Below are 15,468 nucleotides of genomic sequence, written 5' to 3'. Positions count from 1 at the left end.
AACTTCTTCAAAAATTTTTTTTAAATCTCGTTCAATATCTCCAACTAACACTTTTCTACGGTATTTTGGACAAAACACAATATGATATTGATTGAGATAAACAATCCCTTTTTTATGGGTGTATTTTTCGTTTTCCAAAAAACAATCACCTCTATACTAAATATACCATAAACAATAGATAAAATAAACACATCTAATAAATTTATCAAAAAAAAATACGCAATTCATCCTCGTGTCTAAAGACAGGGGCTTTCTTGCGCTTCCCTCGTAATGCGGATAGTAATAATACATGTTCTCACCTCTTTTTCGTATTCATCGTCATGTTATGCACAACAGCCCGACCATGCGCCTCGGATGCAAAAATCGACAAATCAGAAATATATATGGTACATTAAAAAAAAGGAGGGAGATAATGAAAGCACCTGCTTTATTTCTTGCGCATGGATCACCGATGTTAGCGATTGAAGATAGCGCATATACATCGTTTTTAACAACGCTCGGAAAACACATGCATCCAAAAGCTATCGTCGTCTTCACTGCACATTGGACGACGCGTCAACCAACCGTTTCGTCGATCGCTGGAACGTATGAGATGATTTATGACTTTTCCGGCTTCCCATGTGAATTGTATGAAGTAACTTATGCTGCACAAGGTTCAGTCGAATGGGCAGGGCGCGTCCAACATCATCTGAAGCACGTCTCCCCCATCGTCAATATCGACGAGAGGCGTGGACTTGACCACGGCTCATGGGTATTGTTAAGCCGACTATTTCCAGAGGCAAACATTCCAATCATCCAAGCATCTGTCGTTCCGTGGTGGACACCAAAGCAATTGTTTCAACTCGGAGAGGCACTCCGCCCGTTGCGTGACGAAGGTGTCATGATCATCGGCAGCGGTGGCACAGTGCACAATTTAATGGCGCTTCGCTGGGATGAACAAACGGAAGCAGATTCTTGGGCTGTTGCTTTCGATGATTGGTTGCTTGCCCAGTCATCTGCCCATAGTGAAGATGTGTTTCACTATGAAGAAAAAGCCCCTTATGCGAAACAAGCTGTCCCAACACCAGAACATTTAGCACCGTACTGGATCGCCTACGGAGCAGGCGACCGCAAAGAAGCTCCACGCGTCTTATTTCGAGCATACGAGTACGGAAGCTTAAGTTTAATGGCTGTATCGTTTTAAAGGAGGGGTTCGGATGTGGCAGGAATTTAAAAAATTCGCAGTACGTGGCAACGTCATCGACTTAGCTGTCGGGGTCATTATTGGTGGGGCGTTCGGGAAAATCGTTTCTTCCCTCGTCAACGACATCATTATGCCGCTCGTTGGTCTTATTTTAGGCGGCATTGATTTTAGCGAGTTATCTTGGAAAGTCGGCGAAGCGGAAGTGAAATACGGGGCGTTTCTTCAAACCGTCGTTGACTTTTTAGTTATCGCCTTTTCGATTTTTCTATTTGTCAAACTTTTAAACAACTTGCACGAGCGAATCAAAAAACAAGAAGAAACGAAACAAACCGCACCAACGATGACAAAAGAACAACAACTACTCACAGAAATTCGCGATTTATTGAAACAGCAAAAAGAAATGTCGTAAAGGGCTGTCCGAAAAGTCGCATGTCATCCTATCAAGAGCTTATTGGACAATACAAGTAAGAGACTTGAGGCATCGCCCCAAGTCTCTTATCGTTCTGCCGCAAGGGCATCTGCTTTTGTCGGATGCACCGTTCCAGCTGGGTGTTGCGGTGGGGCATAAATCGAGTACAGTTTAAGTGGAACGTTGCCCGTGTTAATCAAGTTATGCCACGTTCCCGCTGGCACGAAAATAGCCGATCCGTCCGCTACCTTTCTTTCAAACGTGAGCTGATCTTTCCTTTTTCCCATGCGCACAACGCCTTCCCCTTGTTCGATACGTAAAAATTGGTCGAGATGATTATGAATTTCTAATCCGATATCTTCTCCAACTTGAAGGCTCATTAACGTCACTTGCAAATGCGGCCCTGTCCATAGCGCCGTACGAAACATATTGTTTTGTTTCGTCGCTTCTTCTATTTGAACAACAAATGGATTCGGCCCGTAATCTTTCGCGGTTGCTCGCGGAAGCGGATACCTCATCATCGCATATGGATACATCGGCACATACATATAGCTCGGATAATAATAGTACACATTCCCACCTCTTTCAATATCATCAATCGCTATGTTATGCGCCGTGCTTGAACAACGTCCCTATGTCCAAAAAATTTATTGTAAAACGGAAGAAATCGTTGAAGGGCTGAAAGAAGGATTGAAAAAAAAGCTTAGAACAACGTCGAGAAGAAGGAAGTACGGGAGCGGTTGGGGGATTAGCTTCGACATGTTTTCAAAAAGGGGCTTGCCCAAAAAGTCAGTTACGCTGACTTTTTGGGCAGCTTCAAACGTTTATGCATTCAACACGGCTTCTTCCTCGTCGCGCAAGTTGTGCGCAAGGCGACCAGAGGCGCTTGCGGCAATGCTTGCGACTAAATCGTCTAAAAACGTATGCACGCCTTTGCCACGTTTCGTATCAAGCTGCTTAATGATTCCGACTTTATTTTTATCCAGATGACCAAACGTTGTCACCGCAATGCTTCCGTATCCGAGCACTGCGCCGAGCGCCAACGTTTCATCGACACCAAACAACCCTTCATCCGTTTCAACAATCGTCTGAAGCGGCTCCGACAGCATCCCTTGCTCTGCGAGTTTATCAAGCTCAATACCAACTAAAATCGCATGTTGTACTTCGCGTTTTTGTAACACTTTTTCTACACTTTCGATACATTCTGCCATCGTTAAATTTTTATTATAGGGACTTTGCATTTCATATACAATCTCAGCAATCGCTGGAATCGTTACCCCACGTTCTGTTAATAACTGCAACGTTTTTTCATACACTTCTTTACTTGATATACGCTTCATGCTTTATTCCCCCTCTCGTTCCCCCATTATATCACGCAGCGACAAAAAATGCAGAAATGTGGTACGATAAGAAAGAACAACATCGACGAAGGATGGGAGAACATGCAATAGGTCAACTTACATCGAGTAGCAGTTATTGGAGTGCCTTTATTGAACGGTTTTCTCCACGCCTTTATTATATCATACACAAAAGAAAGGGGGAACGCGCATTCCTCTCCCACTTACTCCCTTTGGTCGTTGAAGTGGGAGTCTCCTGCGCGAAATAGGATGAAATGTGGTATCGCGATTTTTCCATCAAAAAAAATTCAAGATTTTGCAAATTCGTACCGCAAACGGTATGACTCTCATTATGCCCTCATTCCGCCACATATCACGTTAAAGTATGCGTTTGATGTGGAAGAAGACAAGCTAGAGGAACTCGTGCAACAACTTCGCGACGTCGCGCGCCAAACAGAGCCGTTTTTGTTGCGCGTCACGAAATTTAGCTCGTTTTATCCGGTCAATAACGTCATTTATTTAAAAGTAGAAAAAACAGAACCGCTCGTTACACTTCACGAAACGTTGCATCGCCCGCCATTCGTCGAACAAACAGACTATGCGTTCGTACCGCACATTACGATCGCTCGCGATTTGTCAAACGATGAATATTCGGACGTATTCGGCCGGTTAAAAATGCAATCGGTTCATTTTGAAGAACAAGTCGACCGATTCCATCTGTTATATCAGCTTGAAAACGGATCTTGGTCGGCATATGAAACCTTTCATCTCGGAAAGGAAAGATAATATGCACGTAAAACTTGGACAAGATGAAGCGCTTTGGCGCGATGCCCTTTTCGTTCGTCGCACCGTCTTTATTGACGAACAAGGCGTATCAGAAGAAGAAGAAATTGACGTATTCGAACAACAGTCCGTTCATTTCGTCATATACGATGACGACAAACCGATTGCCGCAGGTCGCTTTCGCACAATAGACGGCATCGGCAAAATTGAACGCATTTGCGTCCTGCCTGCTTATCGTGGACGCGGCATCGGCAAGCGCATCATGGAAGCAATCGAACAATACGCAAAACAACATGTCACAAAGGTAAAACTAAACGCTCAAACACATGCTGAACCGTTTTACAAACAGCTCGGCTATGAAACGGTATCCGATGTATTTCTTGACGCAGGCATTCCTCATGTGACGATGATAAAAACAATCAACATGCGATCATAACGATCGCATATTTTCTTTTTCGCTTGACATACTAACAGTGAAGAAGCGACAAAAGAAAGGATATCGTTATGAACGAATTTGGACAAATTGCGGTCGAATTAGTTGTCGGTTATATTGCCTTGTTTATTACGGCGAAAATACTCGGACGAACGCAAATTACGCAAATTACACCGTTTGACTTCATTTCCGCCCTCGTTCTCGGCGAGCTTGTCGGAAACGCGCTATACGATGCAAATGTCGGACTTGCGCAAGTATTGTTCGCAATCGCTCTTTGGGGACTTTTAATTTACGCAACTGAAATGATTACGCAAAAGAAAAAAGAACTGCGTGAATTTCTCGAAGGAAAACCGGTCATCGTCATTTCGAAAGGAAAAATTTTATATGAAGCGTTAAAACAAACGAATCTTGATTTAAACCAACTGCAACATTTGCTTCGTTCACGAAACGCCTTTTCCATTCGGGAAGTCGAATACGCCATTTTAGAAACGGACGGAACGGTGAGCGTCATGAAAAAAGCGCCGTACGAACAACCGACGCGAAAAGATCACAACATATCTGCACCTGAAGCGGTATTGCCTGTGACGGTCATTATCGATGGGGAAGTCATTTGGGACAATTTACGTGAAAACGGCTGGGACGAACAATGGCTGAAAAAACATATACGCCATGCAGGGTTTGAAAGCTATAGCGACATTTTATACGCCGAATGGCAAGACGACAAAGGCATGCACGTACAATCATACTAACGCTTTTTTAAAGAACGATCTTGAGGTCGTTTTTTCTTTTGGGACGTTTGTTGTTTTTTCTCGTTTGTTGCTCGTTGTATGTTTGTGACGCGCGGAACATGAAGCGGGTTTGAACGAATCGGTGGGATGTGCATACAAATCGCCTCCTTTGTTTATATATTCGCCAACCAACAAAAAACTCCTTTTCTCTTATTGTATGTTTTGTTAACATAGACGTTGACGTTAGACGAAGGAGTTTGACTGATGAATAAAGCGCAATATAACGGCAAGTTGTTTGACATTCATACGTTACCAAGGGAAAAATATGAGCTCGTGTATGAACAAAGTTTACGCAACAAATGGACGTGCCCGATGTGCGGTGGAGTCGTTCGCTTTCATTTAGCGATTGAACATGCCCCGCACTTTTATCATGTGTCAAATGCCTGTATAAAAGAAGAACGAAAACAAGCGAACATCATCTCGATTCGCCCAACCGAACCGTTTCAAACGAAAGAAAAAAAACAAATGACCGTATGCGGTATCCCGCTCGATACAGAGCAATACGAAGCCGTTCAACACGTGGAAGGTCCACTTCTTGTGCTTGCGGGTGCTGGAAGCGGAAAAACACGCACGTTAACGACGCGCGCTGCAGCGATGATAACTGAACATCATATAAAAGCGACAAACATGATGATCGTCACCTTTACGACAAAAGCAGCAAAAGAGCTAGTCGACAGGCTGCATTCGTACAACCTTGACAACATACCGACCGTCGGCACATTTCATAGCTTATTTTATCGCATGTTGCAACATGCTGATCCGTTCCGTTGGCGACATGAGCGGCTCATTCGCGACTGGCAAAAAGAGAAGATGATGAAAGAAATCGGGCGCGACATCGGCATCGATGAGCGCGATTTTCCGTATGATGAAGCGATGCAGCGCATATCGTATTGGAAAAATACGCTTACTTCCCTCGCTGACATCGCGATCGAAAACGAATGGGACGAGCGCGTCGTGCAATTGTATGTGCAATATGAAGAGCGAAAACGGCAACTCGATGTATTTGATTTTGATGATATGTTATATGCGTGCTATGACATGTTGCGGACGGATGAAAAACGATTGCGACAATATCACGAACGGTTTCATTACTTTTTAATCGACGAATTTCAAGACATTAACAGCGTGCAATACGAAACGATGAAACTGCTTGCGTCACATACGCACCATATATGCGCCGTCGGCGATGATGACCAAGCGATTTATGCGTTTCGCGGCTCTGATTCATCGTTTATTCATCAATTCCAACAAGATTTTCCACATACAAAAATCGTAAAGTTGACGGAAAACTATCGTTCGCCACATCCGATCGTATCGCTTGCCAACAGCATTATTTCTAAAAGTCGCAAGCGCATTCCGAAACAAATGAACGCTCAAACCGACAGCATGCATTGTCCGACGTTTTTCTTTCCGTACGATGAAGAAGAAGAAGCAACGATGATTGCCTGCGACATTGAAGAGCGATTGAAACAAGGCGTCAAACCGAGCGATATCGCCATTTTATGTCGCACGAACGCATCGGCGCGTGCCGTCTTTGAACGGCTCGCTCAACTTCGCCTCCCGGTGACGACGGACGGAGAATCATTTTACAACCGTCGCATCGTGCGCTATTTGTTGAGCTTTTTTCAATTAAGCATGAATCCGAACGATGAACAAGCGCTTGCGGATGTCATAGCCGTATTGTTTTTAAAACAAACGGTCATCAACGACTTAAAAGCGATCTCGATTTTACAAGATTGTTCGCTCGTTGAAGTGCTCGCCAAACTCGACAGCATTCCGCCGTTTCAACAACAAAAATTGCGCACGATCGCCCCTCTGTTTGCGAAAGTGAAAGACATGAAACCGATGGACGCCATTGATTTCATTGAAAAAGAAATGGGCTTTGGCGACTTTTTAAAAAAGCGCGGCAACGAAGGTAACGCAATTGAAAAAGGATCCGATGACGTACGCGATGTAAAAGTTGTCGCGCGCAAATTTAAAACGATTCAAGCGTTTCTATCTCACGTCAAACGCGTTCAAGCATACGCCAACACGACATGCGATGACGGCATTCAACTGATGACGATTCACCGTTCGAAAGGGTTAGAGTTTCCGATCGTATATATCATCGGAGCAGTCGACGGGCTATTGCCGCATGACTATGCGCTTGAAGCATATCGAAACGGTGATACCGCTCCGCTTGAAGAAGAGCGCCGCCTTCTTTACGTCGCCATCACGCGCGCCAAAGAGCGTCTCTTTATTTCCGTCCCGTCGATGCGCCGATTAAAAAAAGCAAACGCCTCGCGCTTGCTTCCTTCTCTCAAAGCAAAAGCGAAAAGCCCCGTCTAAGACTTTTCGCTTTTGCGTTATTTTTTATTTAACATGTTCGCAATCGTATTGAAATCAATTTGTTTTCCGTTGTTGATAATCGCTTGAACAATTTTATCTTCTAATTCTTTCGGCACGTCGCGATTGGCAATTTTGGCAACGCGTTGCACGATGCCGCGCACCGTTTTTTCGTCTTTAAAGTCCGCATGTTGTAAGGAATTTGCGAGCGCAAAAATATCTTGCATGTTGACGCCCGTTTTCTTTTCGATATTTTTAAAAAAATGTTGATCCATCTTTCTCCGCCTCCTTCACTTTTCTTTTTCAGCATATGAAAAAACAAAAAAAACGTTCCAAAGGCGTGACCCTTTGGAACGTCTCTTTTTAGTGAACGAACGCTGCACCAACGATAATTAACAAGATGAACAACACGACGATTAACACAAATGTTGAACCGTATCCGCCACCGTAGCCGCCGCCGTAGCCGCCGTAGCCACCGTAACCATATCCGCAATATCCGAAGCCCATGAAACTCCACCTCCTTGAACGTTGTCGCTTACATCATATGCATACAAATGAATTTGGTATGGGCGCTCCTATAAAAATTTCCCTCCTTGCCGAAACATCCGCGCGAACTGCTTTTCTTTTTTCGCAAAAAACGCTTCGGCATCGCTCATATTTGCTTCAAATTGTTGCAATAGCTTACCGTTTATGTTTTCAAGTTTGCTTAGCGTTGCTTCGACTTCTTTCTCCCATGTGTCAAACGCCTTCATGAACGCATCGTGCTTTTGATGTTTTGCGCGCGCATACGATTGCAGTTCTTTTTCCAATCGGTTCATCGCCTCCCCCCCCTTTATTTTTTCATACGTAACAAACGTAAAAATGTGCTAAAATAAAAGACGAAATCAAAAGAAAGGACGTGTCATATGGAACGGCTACAAGACGCACAACAATTTGAACAAGCAATCGCATCGGCTACACCTGTTGTCGTGAAATTTTTTACAACATGGTGCCCAGATTGCGTGCGCATGGATCAATTTATCGGCGAAGTGATCGCTAGTTATCCACAATTTAAGTGGTATGACATCAATCGCGATGACGTGCCAGACATCGCAGAAACATACAACGTCATGGGCATTCCGAGCTTACTTGTATTCCAAAACGGCGAAAAAATCGCCCACTTGCATAGCGCCAATGCAAAAACACGCGAACAAGTCGAGGAGTTTCTTCAAACGATTAAAGGCTGACAAATGATGTCAGCCCTTCTTTATCGAATCTCCACTTTTCCTGTATATTTTATTCTTTCTAATACAGTAAGCAACCGTGAATAACAGTCTTGAATCGTTTTTTCATTTTTGATGTTGTTGTATAGCCCAAAACCAACATACGTATCTTTGTAAAATCCAACAAGATAATCGCCCGATTTCATATCATGCGCATGCTCATAGCTGAGATCGCCATCCACAAACGCTAAATATACTTTTTGGGAATCAACAAAAACAAACGGAACAGAAGATTGTAAATAAATATCGGCATACGGTTTTTCAGCTGCCTCTTTCAAATGTTCCTTCATAATAAGCACGCCATCAAATTGTCCGAATTTTTTTTGTAAAATATCTTCCAAAGATAACGGTATAAATGACACATTCGTCTCTCGAACATCTGGTGCTTTTCCAACAACACCGATCTTTAATTCACTCCCTGTATACAAAGGAGAATGAAAGTTCATTTCTTGACGACAACCGAACAAAATGAGTATAACGATAAAAAAAATACATTTTTTCATAGTTTCCACTTGATTCCCCTTGTCTAAACGTTTAACTACAATTCTTTACTTTTTGATAAAACTTTTTGGTTCATTATCACAACATGTACTTGACAAATGATGCTCTCTCCTGAACAAGAATGTGAAAACATCATTCATTTGCTTATTCTTTCTTATAAATGTCAGTACAACATGTTGTAAAAAATGGTGTACAACTTTTATTTTTACTAAGCTGTTTTACTAAGATATATCCAATAAACGAGTCCAACAAAAATGTTCAATGACATTAAAGTAGTGATGCTAACTCTAAGCAAAGTATAATCTATAGTTTTCCACCCTGTCACAATTATAATTAAAGATAGTCCGATCAGCAGGAAAGTAAACAGAAAACTAAACAATTTATAAACCATATATTGTGTTCTTTCATCGTTACCTTCTCGCTTAATCAAAAAAATTAAAACTAAAAAAGCAGCCAGTGCTAATACTGCTAAAATATTAGTAAAATGAACGAAAGTACCCATTATTATCAAACCTCCTCATTTTTTTTAAACTGGAATACATCATTAATGTCCACTCCAAAAGCATTTGCAATTTCAAACGCTAATACTAACGAGGGTGTGTAGTTTCCCTTTTCAATTGAAATAATCGTTTGTCTACTAACCCCTACTTTTTCAGCTAAATCTTTTTGTGTCATTTTCCGTTCGGCTCTTAAAACGTTGATTCGATTGGATAAAGAGCCGTTGTTCTTTGTCATTTATCACACCTCCATTATGCAAAGATTTCTATATACACATAGTAAAGTATTTTTTACAAAATGTAAAGTTTATTTTACATAAAAACGTTACGTTTTCCACCTATAACTCGTATACTATCCGAAAATAACTTGGCAAAATGAAATGTTCGCATGTGTCAACGTTAAATCGCTTAACCACTACATGCGACAATGACCCATCGTCCACTTTGCTTTCTATATGTAAGCTGAACCATTTCCCCTTAGAAAAACAAAAATACCGCCCCTATGCCTATTCGCATGAGAGCGGTGTTTATCTTTCACATAAGAAACGGCTGCAGTTTTTGAATAAGCTGCTGCATTTGTTTTGCTTGTTGTTCGTACATTTGTTTCGCTTCTGCATCGTTCGTTTGTAAAGAGAACAGCTCGAAATCCGCTTCTGCTTTTTTCATCGAGGCAAGCAATAGTTGTTTTTGTTGCGGTGCTGGTACTTGAATGCGGTCGTCATATAAATCGACGGTCAGCTGGCCGTACGAATCGACTTGCGCTAAAAAGACGTTTTCGATAGCGACGCCCATTTGATCGAGTTGCTGCTTCAACCAACCGCGGCTTAAACGGGCGGTCGCAAGCGGTTCGTCTAAAATTTTGCCGTCCATAATGACCGTTTGGGGTTCTTTTTCTTCTGGCGCATACGGTTTGATGTCTCCGAGCGTCAACGGCTGTTTGTCGCGTTTTAATAAAATATTTAAATCACCGTTCGCTTCAAGCGTCGCAAATTCCACATCGGCGACGCGAAACACATCTTTTTTCCGCAGCTGTTCAAGCAATTCGTCCGCCGTATATTTCTCTTTTTTCAAATTATCTTCTAAGATTTTTCCGTTTTTAATAAATACGGTTGACTTTCCTTCGACAAAATCACGAAATTTTTTGCTTCGTAACGAAATTTGCGAGATGGCGACGGGGAAAAGCGCCCAAATTAAAATGCTCGTAACCCCTTCCGTTAATCGAATATCTAAATCCATTGACATCGTGCCAGCAATATCCCCGATCGTAATGCCGACGATATATTCGAAAAACGACAGCTTTGACAACTGTTTTTTTCCTAACAATTTCGTAATGATGAACAGTCCGATTAAAATGCAAATGGAGCGAATCGCAACTTCTAACCATGCTGGCATATTTACATCCCCTTGTATTGCGGCTCCTCGCGTTCAAGCGTCGATATTCGACCTTTCAGCGCCGCAATCATTTGTTCCGTTTTAAGCATCGCTTCATGAAACGCCCGTTGTGCTTCCTCGTTTGTCGAAGTGAGCGCCAACTGTTGCAGCGTCGCATGAATGGCCTTCATGTTCGCTAAACTTTGCTTTACTTGTGAACCAATGGTCATCTTCCTCTATCCTTTCGGTTTAAATAATAATGCTCCGATAAAGCCGAATACAATGGCTGCCGAAATGCCGGCGCTCGTCACTTCAAACATGCCGGTTAACACCCCGACGATGCCATGCTTTTCCGCTTCTTGCATCGCTCCGTGCACGAGCGAGTTACCGAAACTTGTAATTGGAATAGTCGCACCCGCTCCAGCAAAATCAATAAGCGGCTCGTATAAGCCGAAGCCGTCTAAAATCGCTCCGACGACAACGAGCGTGCTTAACGTATGGGCTGGGGTAAGTTTGAATACATCAAACATCAACTGCCCGATAACACAAATGAGCCCGCCGACGACAAACGCCCAAAAAAACATTGCCATCATCCATGATCGCCTCCATATTCAATCGCCACCGCATGTGCGATGCACGGGATCGTCTCCCCTTGTTGAAACGTGAGCGGCGACAAAAGTGCGCCCGTCGCGACGACGAGCATGCGCCGAATTTCCCCGCGCTTCATTCGGTTAAATAAATGCCCATAGACAACCGTCGCAGAACATCCTGCCCCGCTTCCTCCCGACAACACCGGCTGCCCTTCGCGATAAATGATTAATCCACAATCTTGATATCGTTCTTCTTCAAGCTTCATCCCATTTTTTCGCAATAAATCGAGCGAGATGGTGCGGCCAATTTCTCCTAAATCACCTGTGACGATTAAGTCATAATGCGACGCATCGACTTGCATATCGCGCAAATGCGCCTCAATTGTATCAACAGCCGCTGGCGCCATCGCTCCCCCCATATTGAACGGATCGGTCAATCCCATATCGACGACACGACCAATCGTTGCAGCTGTAATGCGCGGACCGTCTCCTTCGCCCCCGACGAGCGCCACGCCTGCTCCTGTCACCGTCCATTGCGCAGTCGGCGGCTTTTGCCCTCCATATTCGGTCGGATAACGAAACTGCTTTTCGACGGCAGCATTATGGCTTGCCGCTCCTGTCAATATGTACTTCGCCCCGCCGTAATTGACGATAAACGCGCTTAGTGCGAGCGCCTCCATCGACGTTGAACATGCGCCAAATACACCGAGATACGGCGTGCTAAGCGTGCGCGCCGCAAAACTTGACGGCGTCATTTGATTAATTAAATCGCCACAAATAATAAACTGCACTTGTTCCTTTTCGATGCGCGCTTTTTTCATCGCTTGAAAAAACGCTTCTTCAATCAACACTTTATGCGCTTTTTCGTACGAATCTTCCCCGAGCCAAAGGTCTTCATGAAGCAAATCAAAATCATCGGCAATCTTTCCGTTCGCTTCAAACGGTCCGCCAACCGTTGCGGTGGAGACGATGACCGGACGGTTTTCAAACACCCACGTACGATGCCCTTTCATCATCCGAGACCACCCCATCTCACCGCAATCGTTTTAATGAGCGCAACGACAAAGGCAGAAAACGTGCCAAATAAAATGACAGAGCCCGCTAATTTAAACATATTTCCACCGACACCGAGCACAAACCCTTCCGTCCGATGCTCAATCGCAGCCGAAATGACGGCATTTCCAAATCCGGTGACAGGCACCGCACTTCCTGCCCCGGCAAACTGCGCCAATCGGTCATATACGCCAAACCCCGTTAATAACATCGCGATAAACACCATCGTCGCCACCGTCGGATTGCCGACTGTTTTTTCTGTAAAGTTGAAAAAGTACATGTAAAAATAAGAAATGGCTTGGCCAATCGCACAAATCAAACCACCAACAAGAAAGGCACGCACGCAATTTTTTAACACCGGTCGCTTCGTTTCACGCGCTTGTTCAAACTGATGATATTCTTGTTGAACGGGTGTTAAATTTTTTCGTTTTTCGTTTGCCATCATCTCACCTCGCTACGTTTGTTCTTCGCTTAATTTCTGAATGGTCATCATTTCTTTTTCAATCTCTTTTTCACTCATATGCTTCGTTTCGAGTTTTTCTTTTAACGCTTTCGTTTCCCAAAAAATTTTTAAATCGCGTGAAGCGATCACTTGTTTATCGAACGTATCGTTTAACATGCGCTCTATATCTTTTTCAATATCTTTCATACGAAATCGTTGCATATGCTTCACTTGATACGCAACAAGCAGTCGTCCGTTCGCTTCGACCGCCACCGCATCTTTCACATCGCGTCGTGCTTTTAACATATCGACCGCTTTTTTTGCGTGCCATTGGTCGCTTCGACTTGCGCTCCCGTCATGACTTACGTTCGTGATGTTTTCGTTTTGCAGCGACTGTTTTTGTTCTTTTGGCTCATGTGCACAACCTATGATGGAAAAAAAGAGGATCATTACGAGCAATTGTCTCATCGCATTCACCTTTCTATTCATGTAATGAGAGGGCGCCCACGATTGGACACCCGACTCACTTACTTCATGTAACGAGAGGGCGCCCACGATTGGACACCCGACTCACTTACTTCATGTGACGAGAGGGCGCCCACGATTGGACACCCGACTCACTTACTGTTTGTATTGTGGCTCTTCTTGTTCAATTTCTTGCAGGCGCGGGGACAACATATCAACGATCGCTTGCGTTTGTTGAGCCGCTTGTTGATACAATTGTTTCGCTTGTTGGTTTTCTGTTTGCAGGGCAAACGTTTCAAAACTTGCCTGCGCCGATTTTAATCCAGCTAACGTTTGTTTCACAGAACTTGCAACAGTCATATTGAAAAACCTCCTTTTTCTTTTTCATCCCATAGTGTGCACGCATCCCGTAAAGTTATACAAAAAAAATAGCCCCCGAAGGAGCCAACGTTTATCGCGAAATCCGTTTCCGAGCGACGGGTTATTGATGATTCCAGCCATGACTAAAATACTTAAAAAGGCGTTCCATAATTGCTCATATTTTCCTAAATCAATATCGACTCCAAACGTTTGCAAGAAAAGCGGTATAAAAGCGCCAATTGCGAGCCATAGCCCGTAATTTTTAAAACGCTCCATCTTCTTCTCACCCCGTGCTCACTGTTTTTTTATTTTTTTTCCACATCCACAGCCACCCGTTTTTTTGACAGGTGCTGGGGAAGGCGTATATACTTTTGCCGACTGTGTTCCGTAAAGCGCCATCGTCTTTTTCTTTTCCATTTTGTAACCCTCCCCACATGCAAGATACAATAACATATGAAAAAGATGGAGCGAACGACTATGCGTTTTCCCTATTTCTTTTTTTCCGTAAATGAAAATGGGGTCGAAAGTGGCAGCCGTCCGTCATGCTTTAACGTTTGTTGTCGCTTGATATTGTGCATAAACCATGAATCTGTTCCTTGGGCAAATAACTGTTTGGTCATTTGTTCGAGCTGCTTTTTCAACTCCTCATTTTCTTTTTTTAACCGTTTAATTTCTCGATAGCGCTGTTCACTTAACGCTGCTAATTCTTTTAACAACACATTTTCCGCTCGCAACACGTCTAACTCGTTTTGCATATGCCTCCTCCTCTCTACTACATAACAATTCAACATTGCGCTCATTTATGACAAAAAATTCCGCACATATCCCTGCACACTTACCTACCTTTCTCATACTATACAGTAGTCCCGATACATGCGACGGGAAAAACTGAAATAGGAGGAACGAGGCATGACGCATCATAAAGAATGTAAAGAAAAAGTGTGTATTAAAACACGCAAAGTGTATGACTGGGTTACTCGTCAAGTCGATGTGCCGTTGCGTAGTTTTTCAAATGGGGATTTGGAAAATATCTTCCCTGAAAGCAAATGTCCACGTGGAGGGCAGTCGGTTTGTGACTTCTTCGCATCAAACGGTTTAGGTGCTAGCGATTTCTCGATTCGCTGCTTCTTAACAGACGATGAAGGAAACCGCATCGATCAAACAGTAGATAACAATGCTCTTATTTGCCAAGAAATTTTGCAACCAGACGGACGCCAACCTGTTCACGTCACTCTTCCATCAGGCGACACAGTTACATTACAGAAAGTAAAAGTGCTCGTAAAAGGCCACGTTGTTGTGCAAGTCGTAAACGCAAACGGCTACGTTGTTTGTGAATCAAATCCAATTCCATTCGCGACAGCGCAAACATTTATTTTATGCGCCCCAGAAGGAACGACGCTTGATTGCCACATTTCATTTTTCGAATGTGACGCTAGCTTAATTTGCACCGACAACTTCTCACAGCTCGATGTATCGATTACATTATGTTTAGAAGTGCAAATGGAAGCCGAGGTAAAACTTGAAGTCGAAGCACGCTACTGCCAGCCGCGCGAAGAAATTTTAGAAGCGACGCTTTGCCCAACAGACAAATTCCCACCGCAATGCCCTGAAGTATTCCCAGCACATTAATGAGTAAAGCAGGCTCACATACAGCCTGCTTCTTTATATG

At 43.4% G+C, this 15,468-nt stretch carries 28 protein-coding genes; 8 read left to right on the top strand and 20 right to left on the bottom strand.

Going from position 1 to position 15,468, the window contains the following annotated elements:
- On the bottom strand, positions 1–138 hold a 138-nt coding region (locus ABEV15_RS07635), incomplete at its 3' end, for a transposase (protein WP_498852856.1).
- A 274-nt stretch (positions 139–412) separates the two neighbouring features.
- Here ABEV15_RS07635 and ABEV15_RS07630 point away from each other — a divergent pair.
- The gene (locus ABEV15_RS07630; RefSeq protein ID WP_498852853.1) at positions 413–1,183 is read left to right on the top strand and encodes a DODA-type extradiol aromatic ring-opening family dioxygenase; all 771 of its coding nucleotides are present in this window, start codon (positions 413–415) and stop codon (positions 1,181–1,183) included.
- Between the two features lie 13 nt (positions 1,184–1,196).
- On the top strand, positions 1,197–1,592 hold the full coding sequence (mscL, locus tag ABEV15_RS07625; protein WP_498852852.1) for a large conductance mechanosensitive channel protein MscL: 396 nt from the start codon (positions 1,197–1,199) through the stop codon (positions 1,590–1,592).
- An 86-nt stretch (positions 1,593–1,678) separates the two neighbouring features.
- On the opposite strand, the gene ABEV15_RS07620 is transcribed toward mscL, so the two are convergent.
- Both ABEV15_RS07620 and ABEV15_RS07615 read right to left on the bottom strand, forming a co-directional pair.
- Complete coding sequence (locus ABEV15_RS07620) at positions 1,679–2,140, bottom strand: cupin domain-containing protein (RefSeq protein ID WP_498852855.1); 462 nt, start codon at positions 2,138–2,140, stop codon at positions 1,679–1,681.
- Positions 2,141–2,416: 276 nt separating this feature from the next.
- Complete coding sequence (locus tag ABEV15_RS07615; RefSeq protein WP_498852851.1) at positions 2,417–2,932, bottom strand: phosphatidylglycerophosphatase A family protein; 516 nt, start codon at positions 2,930–2,932, stop codon at positions 2,417–2,419.
- Positions 2,933–3,199: 267 nt separating this feature from the next.
- Between ABEV15_RS07615 and ABEV15_RS07610 the strand changes: the two genes are divergently transcribed.
- From ABEV15_RS07610 to ABEV15_RS07600, 3 genes are all read left to right on the top strand, one after another.
- Complete coding sequence (locus ABEV15_RS07610) at positions 3,200–3,715, top strand: YjcG family protein (RefSeq protein WP_498852850.1); 516 nt, start codon at positions 3,200–3,202, stop codon at positions 3,713–3,715.
- A 1-nt stretch (position 3,716) separates the two neighbouring features.
- Positions 3,717–4,148 (top strand): GNAT family N-acetyltransferase, encoded by a 432-nt coding sequence (locus ABEV15_RS07605; protein WP_498852849.1) that lies wholly within the window; start codon positions 3,717–3,719, stop codon positions 4,146–4,148.
- A gap of 68 nt (positions 4,149–4,216) precedes the next feature.
- Positions 4,217–4,894 carry a DUF421 domain-containing protein gene (locus ABEV15_RS07600; protein WP_498852848.1) on the top strand — a complete coding sequence of 226 codons (678 nt, stop codon included), beginning with the start codon at positions 4,217–4,219 and terminating at the stop codon, positions 4,892–4,894.
- Here the strand turns inward: ABEV15_RS07600 and ABEV15_RS07595 are convergent.
- Complete coding sequence (locus ABEV15_RS07595) at positions 4,891–5,028, bottom strand: hypothetical protein (protein ID WP_006322849.1); 138 nt, start codon at positions 5,026–5,028, stop codon at positions 4,891–4,893. The genes ABEV15_RS07600 and ABEV15_RS07595 overlap by 4 nt on opposite strands.
- Before the next feature lie 109 nt (positions 5,029–5,137).
- Between ABEV15_RS07595 and ABEV15_RS07590 the strand changes: the two genes are divergently transcribed.
- On the top strand, positions 5,138–7,261 hold the full coding sequence (locus tag ABEV15_RS07590) for an ATP-dependent helicase (protein ID WP_498852847.1): 2,124 nt from the start codon (positions 5,138–5,140) through the stop codon (positions 7,259–7,261).
- A 17-nt stretch (positions 7,262–7,278) separates the two neighbouring features.
- On the opposite strand, the gene spoVIF is transcribed toward ABEV15_RS07590, so the two are convergent.
- The 3 genes from spoVIF to ABEV15_RS07575 all read right to left on the bottom strand — a co-directional run bounded on the left by spoVIF (position 7,279) and on the right by ABEV15_RS07575 (position 8,076).
- A complete protein-coding gene (gene spoVIF, locus ABEV15_RS07585) occupies positions 7,279–7,533 on the bottom strand; it encodes a sporulation-specific transcription regulator SpoVIF (protein WP_498852846.1) in 255 nt (84 codons plus the stop codon).
- Positions 7,534–7,621: 88 nt separating this feature from the next.
- On the bottom strand, positions 7,622–7,765 hold the full coding sequence (locus ABEV15_RS07580; protein WP_429636266.1) for a YjcZ family sporulation protein: 144 nt from the start codon (positions 7,763–7,765) through the stop codon (positions 7,622–7,624).
- A 68-nt stretch (positions 7,766–7,833) separates the two neighbouring features.
- Positions 7,834–8,076, bottom strand: a complete 243-nt coding sequence (locus tag ABEV15_RS07575) for a hypothetical protein (protein WP_339170804.1) — start codon at positions 8,074–8,076, stop codon at positions 7,834–7,836.
- 87 nt (positions 8,077–8,163) lie between these two features.
- On the opposite strand from ABEV15_RS07575, the gene ABEV15_RS07570 reads away from it, so the two are divergent.
- Positions 8,164–8,484, top strand: a complete 321-nt coding sequence (locus ABEV15_RS07570; protein WP_088223443.1) for a thioredoxin family protein — start codon at positions 8,164–8,166, stop codon at positions 8,482–8,484.
- Between the two features lie 20 nt (positions 8,485–8,504).
- Here ABEV15_RS07570 and ABEV15_RS07565 read toward each other — a convergent pair whose 3' ends face one another.
- The 13 genes from ABEV15_RS07565 to ABEV15_RS07505 all read right to left on the bottom strand — a co-directional run bounded on the left by ABEV15_RS07565 (position 8,505) and on the right by ABEV15_RS07505 (position 14,554).
- Positions 8,505–9,023, bottom strand: coding sequence for a hypothetical protein (locus ABEV15_RS07565; protein WP_498852854.1), 519 nt, complete (start codon positions 9,021–9,023; stop codon positions 8,505–8,507).
- 206 nt (positions 9,024–9,229) lie between these two features.
- Positions 9,230–9,523, bottom strand: a complete 294-nt coding sequence (locus ABEV15_RS07560) for a hypothetical protein (protein WP_019418192.1) — start codon at positions 9,521–9,523, stop codon at positions 9,230–9,232.
- A gap of 5 nt (positions 9,524–9,528) precedes the next feature.
- Entirely contained in the window at positions 9,529–9,756 is a 228-nt protein-coding gene (locus tag ABEV15_RS07555; protein WP_019418193.1) for a helix-turn-helix transcriptional regulator, read from the bottom strand.
- A gap of 296 nt (positions 9,757–10,052) precedes the next feature.
- Complete coding sequence (locus ABEV15_RS07550; protein WP_498852845.1) at positions 10,053–10,910, bottom strand: DUF421 domain-containing protein; 858 nt, start codon at positions 10,908–10,910, stop codon at positions 10,053–10,055.
- Positions 10,911–10,912: 2 nt separating this feature from the next.
- On the bottom strand, positions 10,913–11,119 hold the full coding sequence (locus ABEV15_RS07545) for a DUF1657 domain-containing protein (RefSeq protein ID WP_088223447.1): 207 nt from the start codon (positions 11,117–11,119) through the stop codon (positions 10,913–10,915).
- Positions 11,120–11,125: 6 nt separating this feature from the next.
- Positions 11,126–11,482 (bottom strand): stage V sporulation protein AE, encoded by a 357-nt coding sequence (spoVAE, locus tag ABEV15_RS07540; protein WP_339170809.1) that lies wholly within the window; start codon positions 11,480–11,482, stop codon positions 11,126–11,128.
- Positions 11,479–12,495 (bottom strand): stage V sporulation protein AD, encoded by a 1,017-nt coding sequence (gene spoVAD, locus ABEV15_RS07535; RefSeq protein WP_192950919.1) that lies wholly within the window; start codon positions 12,493–12,495, stop codon positions 11,479–11,481. The genes spoVAE and spoVAD overlap by 4 nt, the downstream gene beginning before the upstream one ends.
- Positions 12,492–12,974, bottom strand: coding sequence for a stage V sporulation protein AC (gene spoVAC / locus ABEV15_RS07530; protein ID WP_498852844.1), 483 nt, complete (start codon positions 12,972–12,974; stop codon positions 12,492–12,494). Before spoVAC ends, spoVAD begins: the two co-directional genes overlap by 4 nt.
- A 12-nt stretch (positions 12,975–12,986) precedes the next feature.
- A complete protein-coding gene (locus ABEV15_RS07525; protein WP_498852843.1) occupies positions 12,987–13,442 on the bottom strand; it encodes a YhcN/YlaJ family sporulation lipoprotein in 456 nt (151 codons plus the stop codon).
- A gap of 153 nt (positions 13,443–13,595) precedes the next feature.
- Positions 13,596–13,799 carry a DUF1657 domain-containing protein gene (locus ABEV15_RS07520; protein ID WP_064214209.1) on the bottom strand — a complete coding sequence of 68 codons (204 nt, stop codon included), beginning with the start codon at positions 13,797–13,799 and terminating at the stop codon, positions 13,596–13,598.
- A gap of 24 nt (positions 13,800–13,823) precedes the next feature.
- Positions 13,824–14,075 carry a phage holin family protein gene (locus tag ABEV15_RS07515; protein ID WP_498852842.1) on the bottom strand — a complete coding sequence of 84 codons (252 nt, stop codon included), beginning with the start codon at positions 14,073–14,075 and terminating at the stop codon, positions 13,824–13,826.
- A gap of 18 nt (positions 14,076–14,093) precedes the next feature.
- Positions 14,094–14,216, bottom strand: coding sequence for a hypothetical protein (locus ABEV15_RS07510; protein ID WP_429631507.1), 123 nt, complete (start codon positions 14,214–14,216; stop codon positions 14,094–14,096).
- 71 nt (positions 14,217–14,287) lie between these two features.
- Positions 14,288–14,554 (bottom strand): spore coat protein regulator protein YlbO, encoded by a 267-nt coding sequence (locus ABEV15_RS07505; protein ID WP_498852841.1) that lies wholly within the window; start codon positions 14,552–14,554, stop codon positions 14,288–14,290.
- Between the two features lie 154 nt (positions 14,555–14,708).
- Here ABEV15_RS07505 and ABEV15_RS07500 point away from each other — a divergent pair, with 154 nt between their 5' ends.
- Positions 14,709–15,428: a BMQ_0737 family morphogenetic spore coat protein gene (locus tag ABEV15_RS07500; RefSeq protein WP_498852840.1), complete on the top strand. Its 720-nt coding sequence runs from the start codon at positions 14,709–14,711 to the stop codon at positions 15,426–15,428.
- Positions 15,429–15,468: the final 40 nt, after the last annotated feature.

Origin of the sequence: Bhargavaea massiliensis (assembly GCF_050480245.1) — a bacterium.
GTDB lineage: Bacteria > Bacillota > Bacilli > Bacillales > Anoxybacillaceae > Anoxybacillus.
The sequence above is the reverse complement of the archived record's forward strand: the minus strand, read 5'-3'. Positions and strand labels throughout refer to the sequence as shown.

Bases quoted from the DNA above. Each gene is read 5' to 3' on its own strand.
- ABEV15_RS07510 (WP_429631507.1), bottom strand. From the start codon at position 14,216: ATGGAAAAGAAAAAGACGATGGCGCTTTACGGAACACAGTCGGCAAAA.
- ABEV15_RS07565 (WP_498852854.1), bottom strand. From the start codon at position 9,023: ATGAAAAAATGTATTTTTTTTATCGTTATACTCATTTTGTTCGGTTGT.
- spoVAC (WP_498852844.1), bottom strand. From the start codon at position 12,974: ATGGCAAACGAAAAACGAAAAAATTTAACACCCGTTCAACAAGAATAT.
- ABEV15_RS07600 (WP_498852848.1), top strand. From the start codon at position 4,217: ATGAACGAATTTGGACAAATTGCGGTCGAATTAGTTGTCGGTTATATT.
- ABEV15_RS07515 (WP_498852842.1), bottom strand. From the start codon at position 14,075: ATGGAGCGTTTTAAAAATTACGGGCTATGGCTCGCAATTGGCGCTTTT.
- ABEV15_RS07545 (WP_088223447.1), bottom strand. From the start codon at position 11,119: ATGACCATTGGTTCACAAGTAAAGCAAAGTTTAGCGAACATGAAGGCC.
- ABEV15_RS07520 (WP_064214209.1), bottom strand. From the start codon at position 13,799: ATGACTGTTGCAAGTTCTGTGAAACAAACGTTAGCTGGATTAAAATCG.
- ABEV15_RS07610 (WP_498852850.1), top strand. From the start codon at position 3,200: ATGAAATGTGGTATCGCGATTTTTCCATCAAAAAAAATTCAAGATTTT.
- ABEV15_RS07560 (WP_019418192.1), bottom strand. From the start codon at position 9,523: ATGGGTACTTTCGTTCATTTTACTAATATTTTAGCAGTATTAGCACTG.
- ABEV15_RS07620 (WP_498852855.1), bottom strand. From the start codon at position 2,140: ATGTATGTGCCGATGTATCCATATGCGATGATGAGGTATCCGCTTCCG.
- spoVAD (WP_192950919.1), bottom strand. From the start codon at position 12,495: ATGATGAAAGGGCATCGTACGTGGGTGTTTGAAAACCGTCCGGTCATC.
- ABEV15_RS07500 (WP_498852840.1), top strand. From the start codon at position 14,709: ATGACGCATCATAAAGAATGTAAAGAAAAAGTGTGTATTAAAACACGC.
- ABEV15_RS07605 (WP_498852849.1), top strand. From the start codon at position 3,717: ATGCACGTAAAACTTGGACAAGATGAAGCGCTTTGGCGCGATGCCCTT.
- spoVIF (WP_498852846.1), bottom strand. From the start codon at position 7,533: ATGGATCAACATTTTTTTAAAAATATCGAAAAGAAAACGGGCGTCAAC.
- ABEV15_RS07505 (WP_498852841.1), bottom strand. From the start codon at position 14,554: ATGCAAAACGAGTTAGACGTGTTGCGAGCGGAAAATGTGTTGTTAAAA.
- ABEV15_RS07630 (WP_498852853.1), top strand. From the start codon at position 413: ATGAAAGCACCTGCTTTATTTCTTGCGCATGGATCACCGATGTTAGCG.
- ABEV15_RS07575 (WP_339170804.1), bottom strand. From the start codon at position 8,076: ATGAACCGATTGGAAAAAGAACTGCAATCGTATGCGCGCGCAAAACAT.
- ABEV15_RS07580 (WP_429636266.1), bottom strand. From the start codon at position 7,765: ATGGGCTTCGGATATTGCGGATATGGTTACGGTGGCTACGGCGGCTAC.
- ABEV15_RS07615 (WP_498852851.1), bottom strand. From the start codon at position 2,932: ATGAAGCGTATATCAAGTAAAGAAGTGTATGAAAAAACGTTGCAGTTA.
- ABEV15_RS07595 (WP_006322849.1), bottom strand. From the start codon at position 5,028: ATGCACATCCCACCGATTCGTTCAAACCCGCTTCATGTTCCGCGCGTC.
- ABEV15_RS07550 (WP_498852845.1), bottom strand. From the start codon at position 10,910: ATGCCAGCATGGTTAGAAGTTGCGATTCGCTCCATTTGCATTTTAATC.
- spoVAE (WP_339170809.1), bottom strand. From the start codon at position 11,482: ATGATGGCAATGTTTTTTTGGGCGTTTGTCGTCGGCGGGCTCATTTGT.
- ABEV15_RS07590 (WP_498852847.1), top strand. From the start codon at position 5,138: ATGAATAAAGCGCAATATAACGGCAAGTTGTTTGACATTCATACGTTA.
- ABEV15_RS07525 (WP_498852843.1), bottom strand. From the start codon at position 13,442: ATGAGACAATTGCTCGTAATGATCCTCTTTTTTTCCATCATAGGTTGT.
- ABEV15_RS07555 (WP_019418193.1), bottom strand. From the start codon at position 9,756: ATGACAAAGAACAACGGCTCTTTATCCAATCGAATCAACGTTTTAAGA.
- mscL (WP_498852852.1), top strand. From the start codon at position 1,197: ATGTGGCAGGAATTTAAAAAATTCGCAGTACGTGGCAACGTCATCGAC.
- ABEV15_RS07570 (WP_088223443.1), top strand. From the start codon at position 8,164: ATGGAACGGCTACAAGACGCACAACAATTTGAACAAGCAATCGCATCG.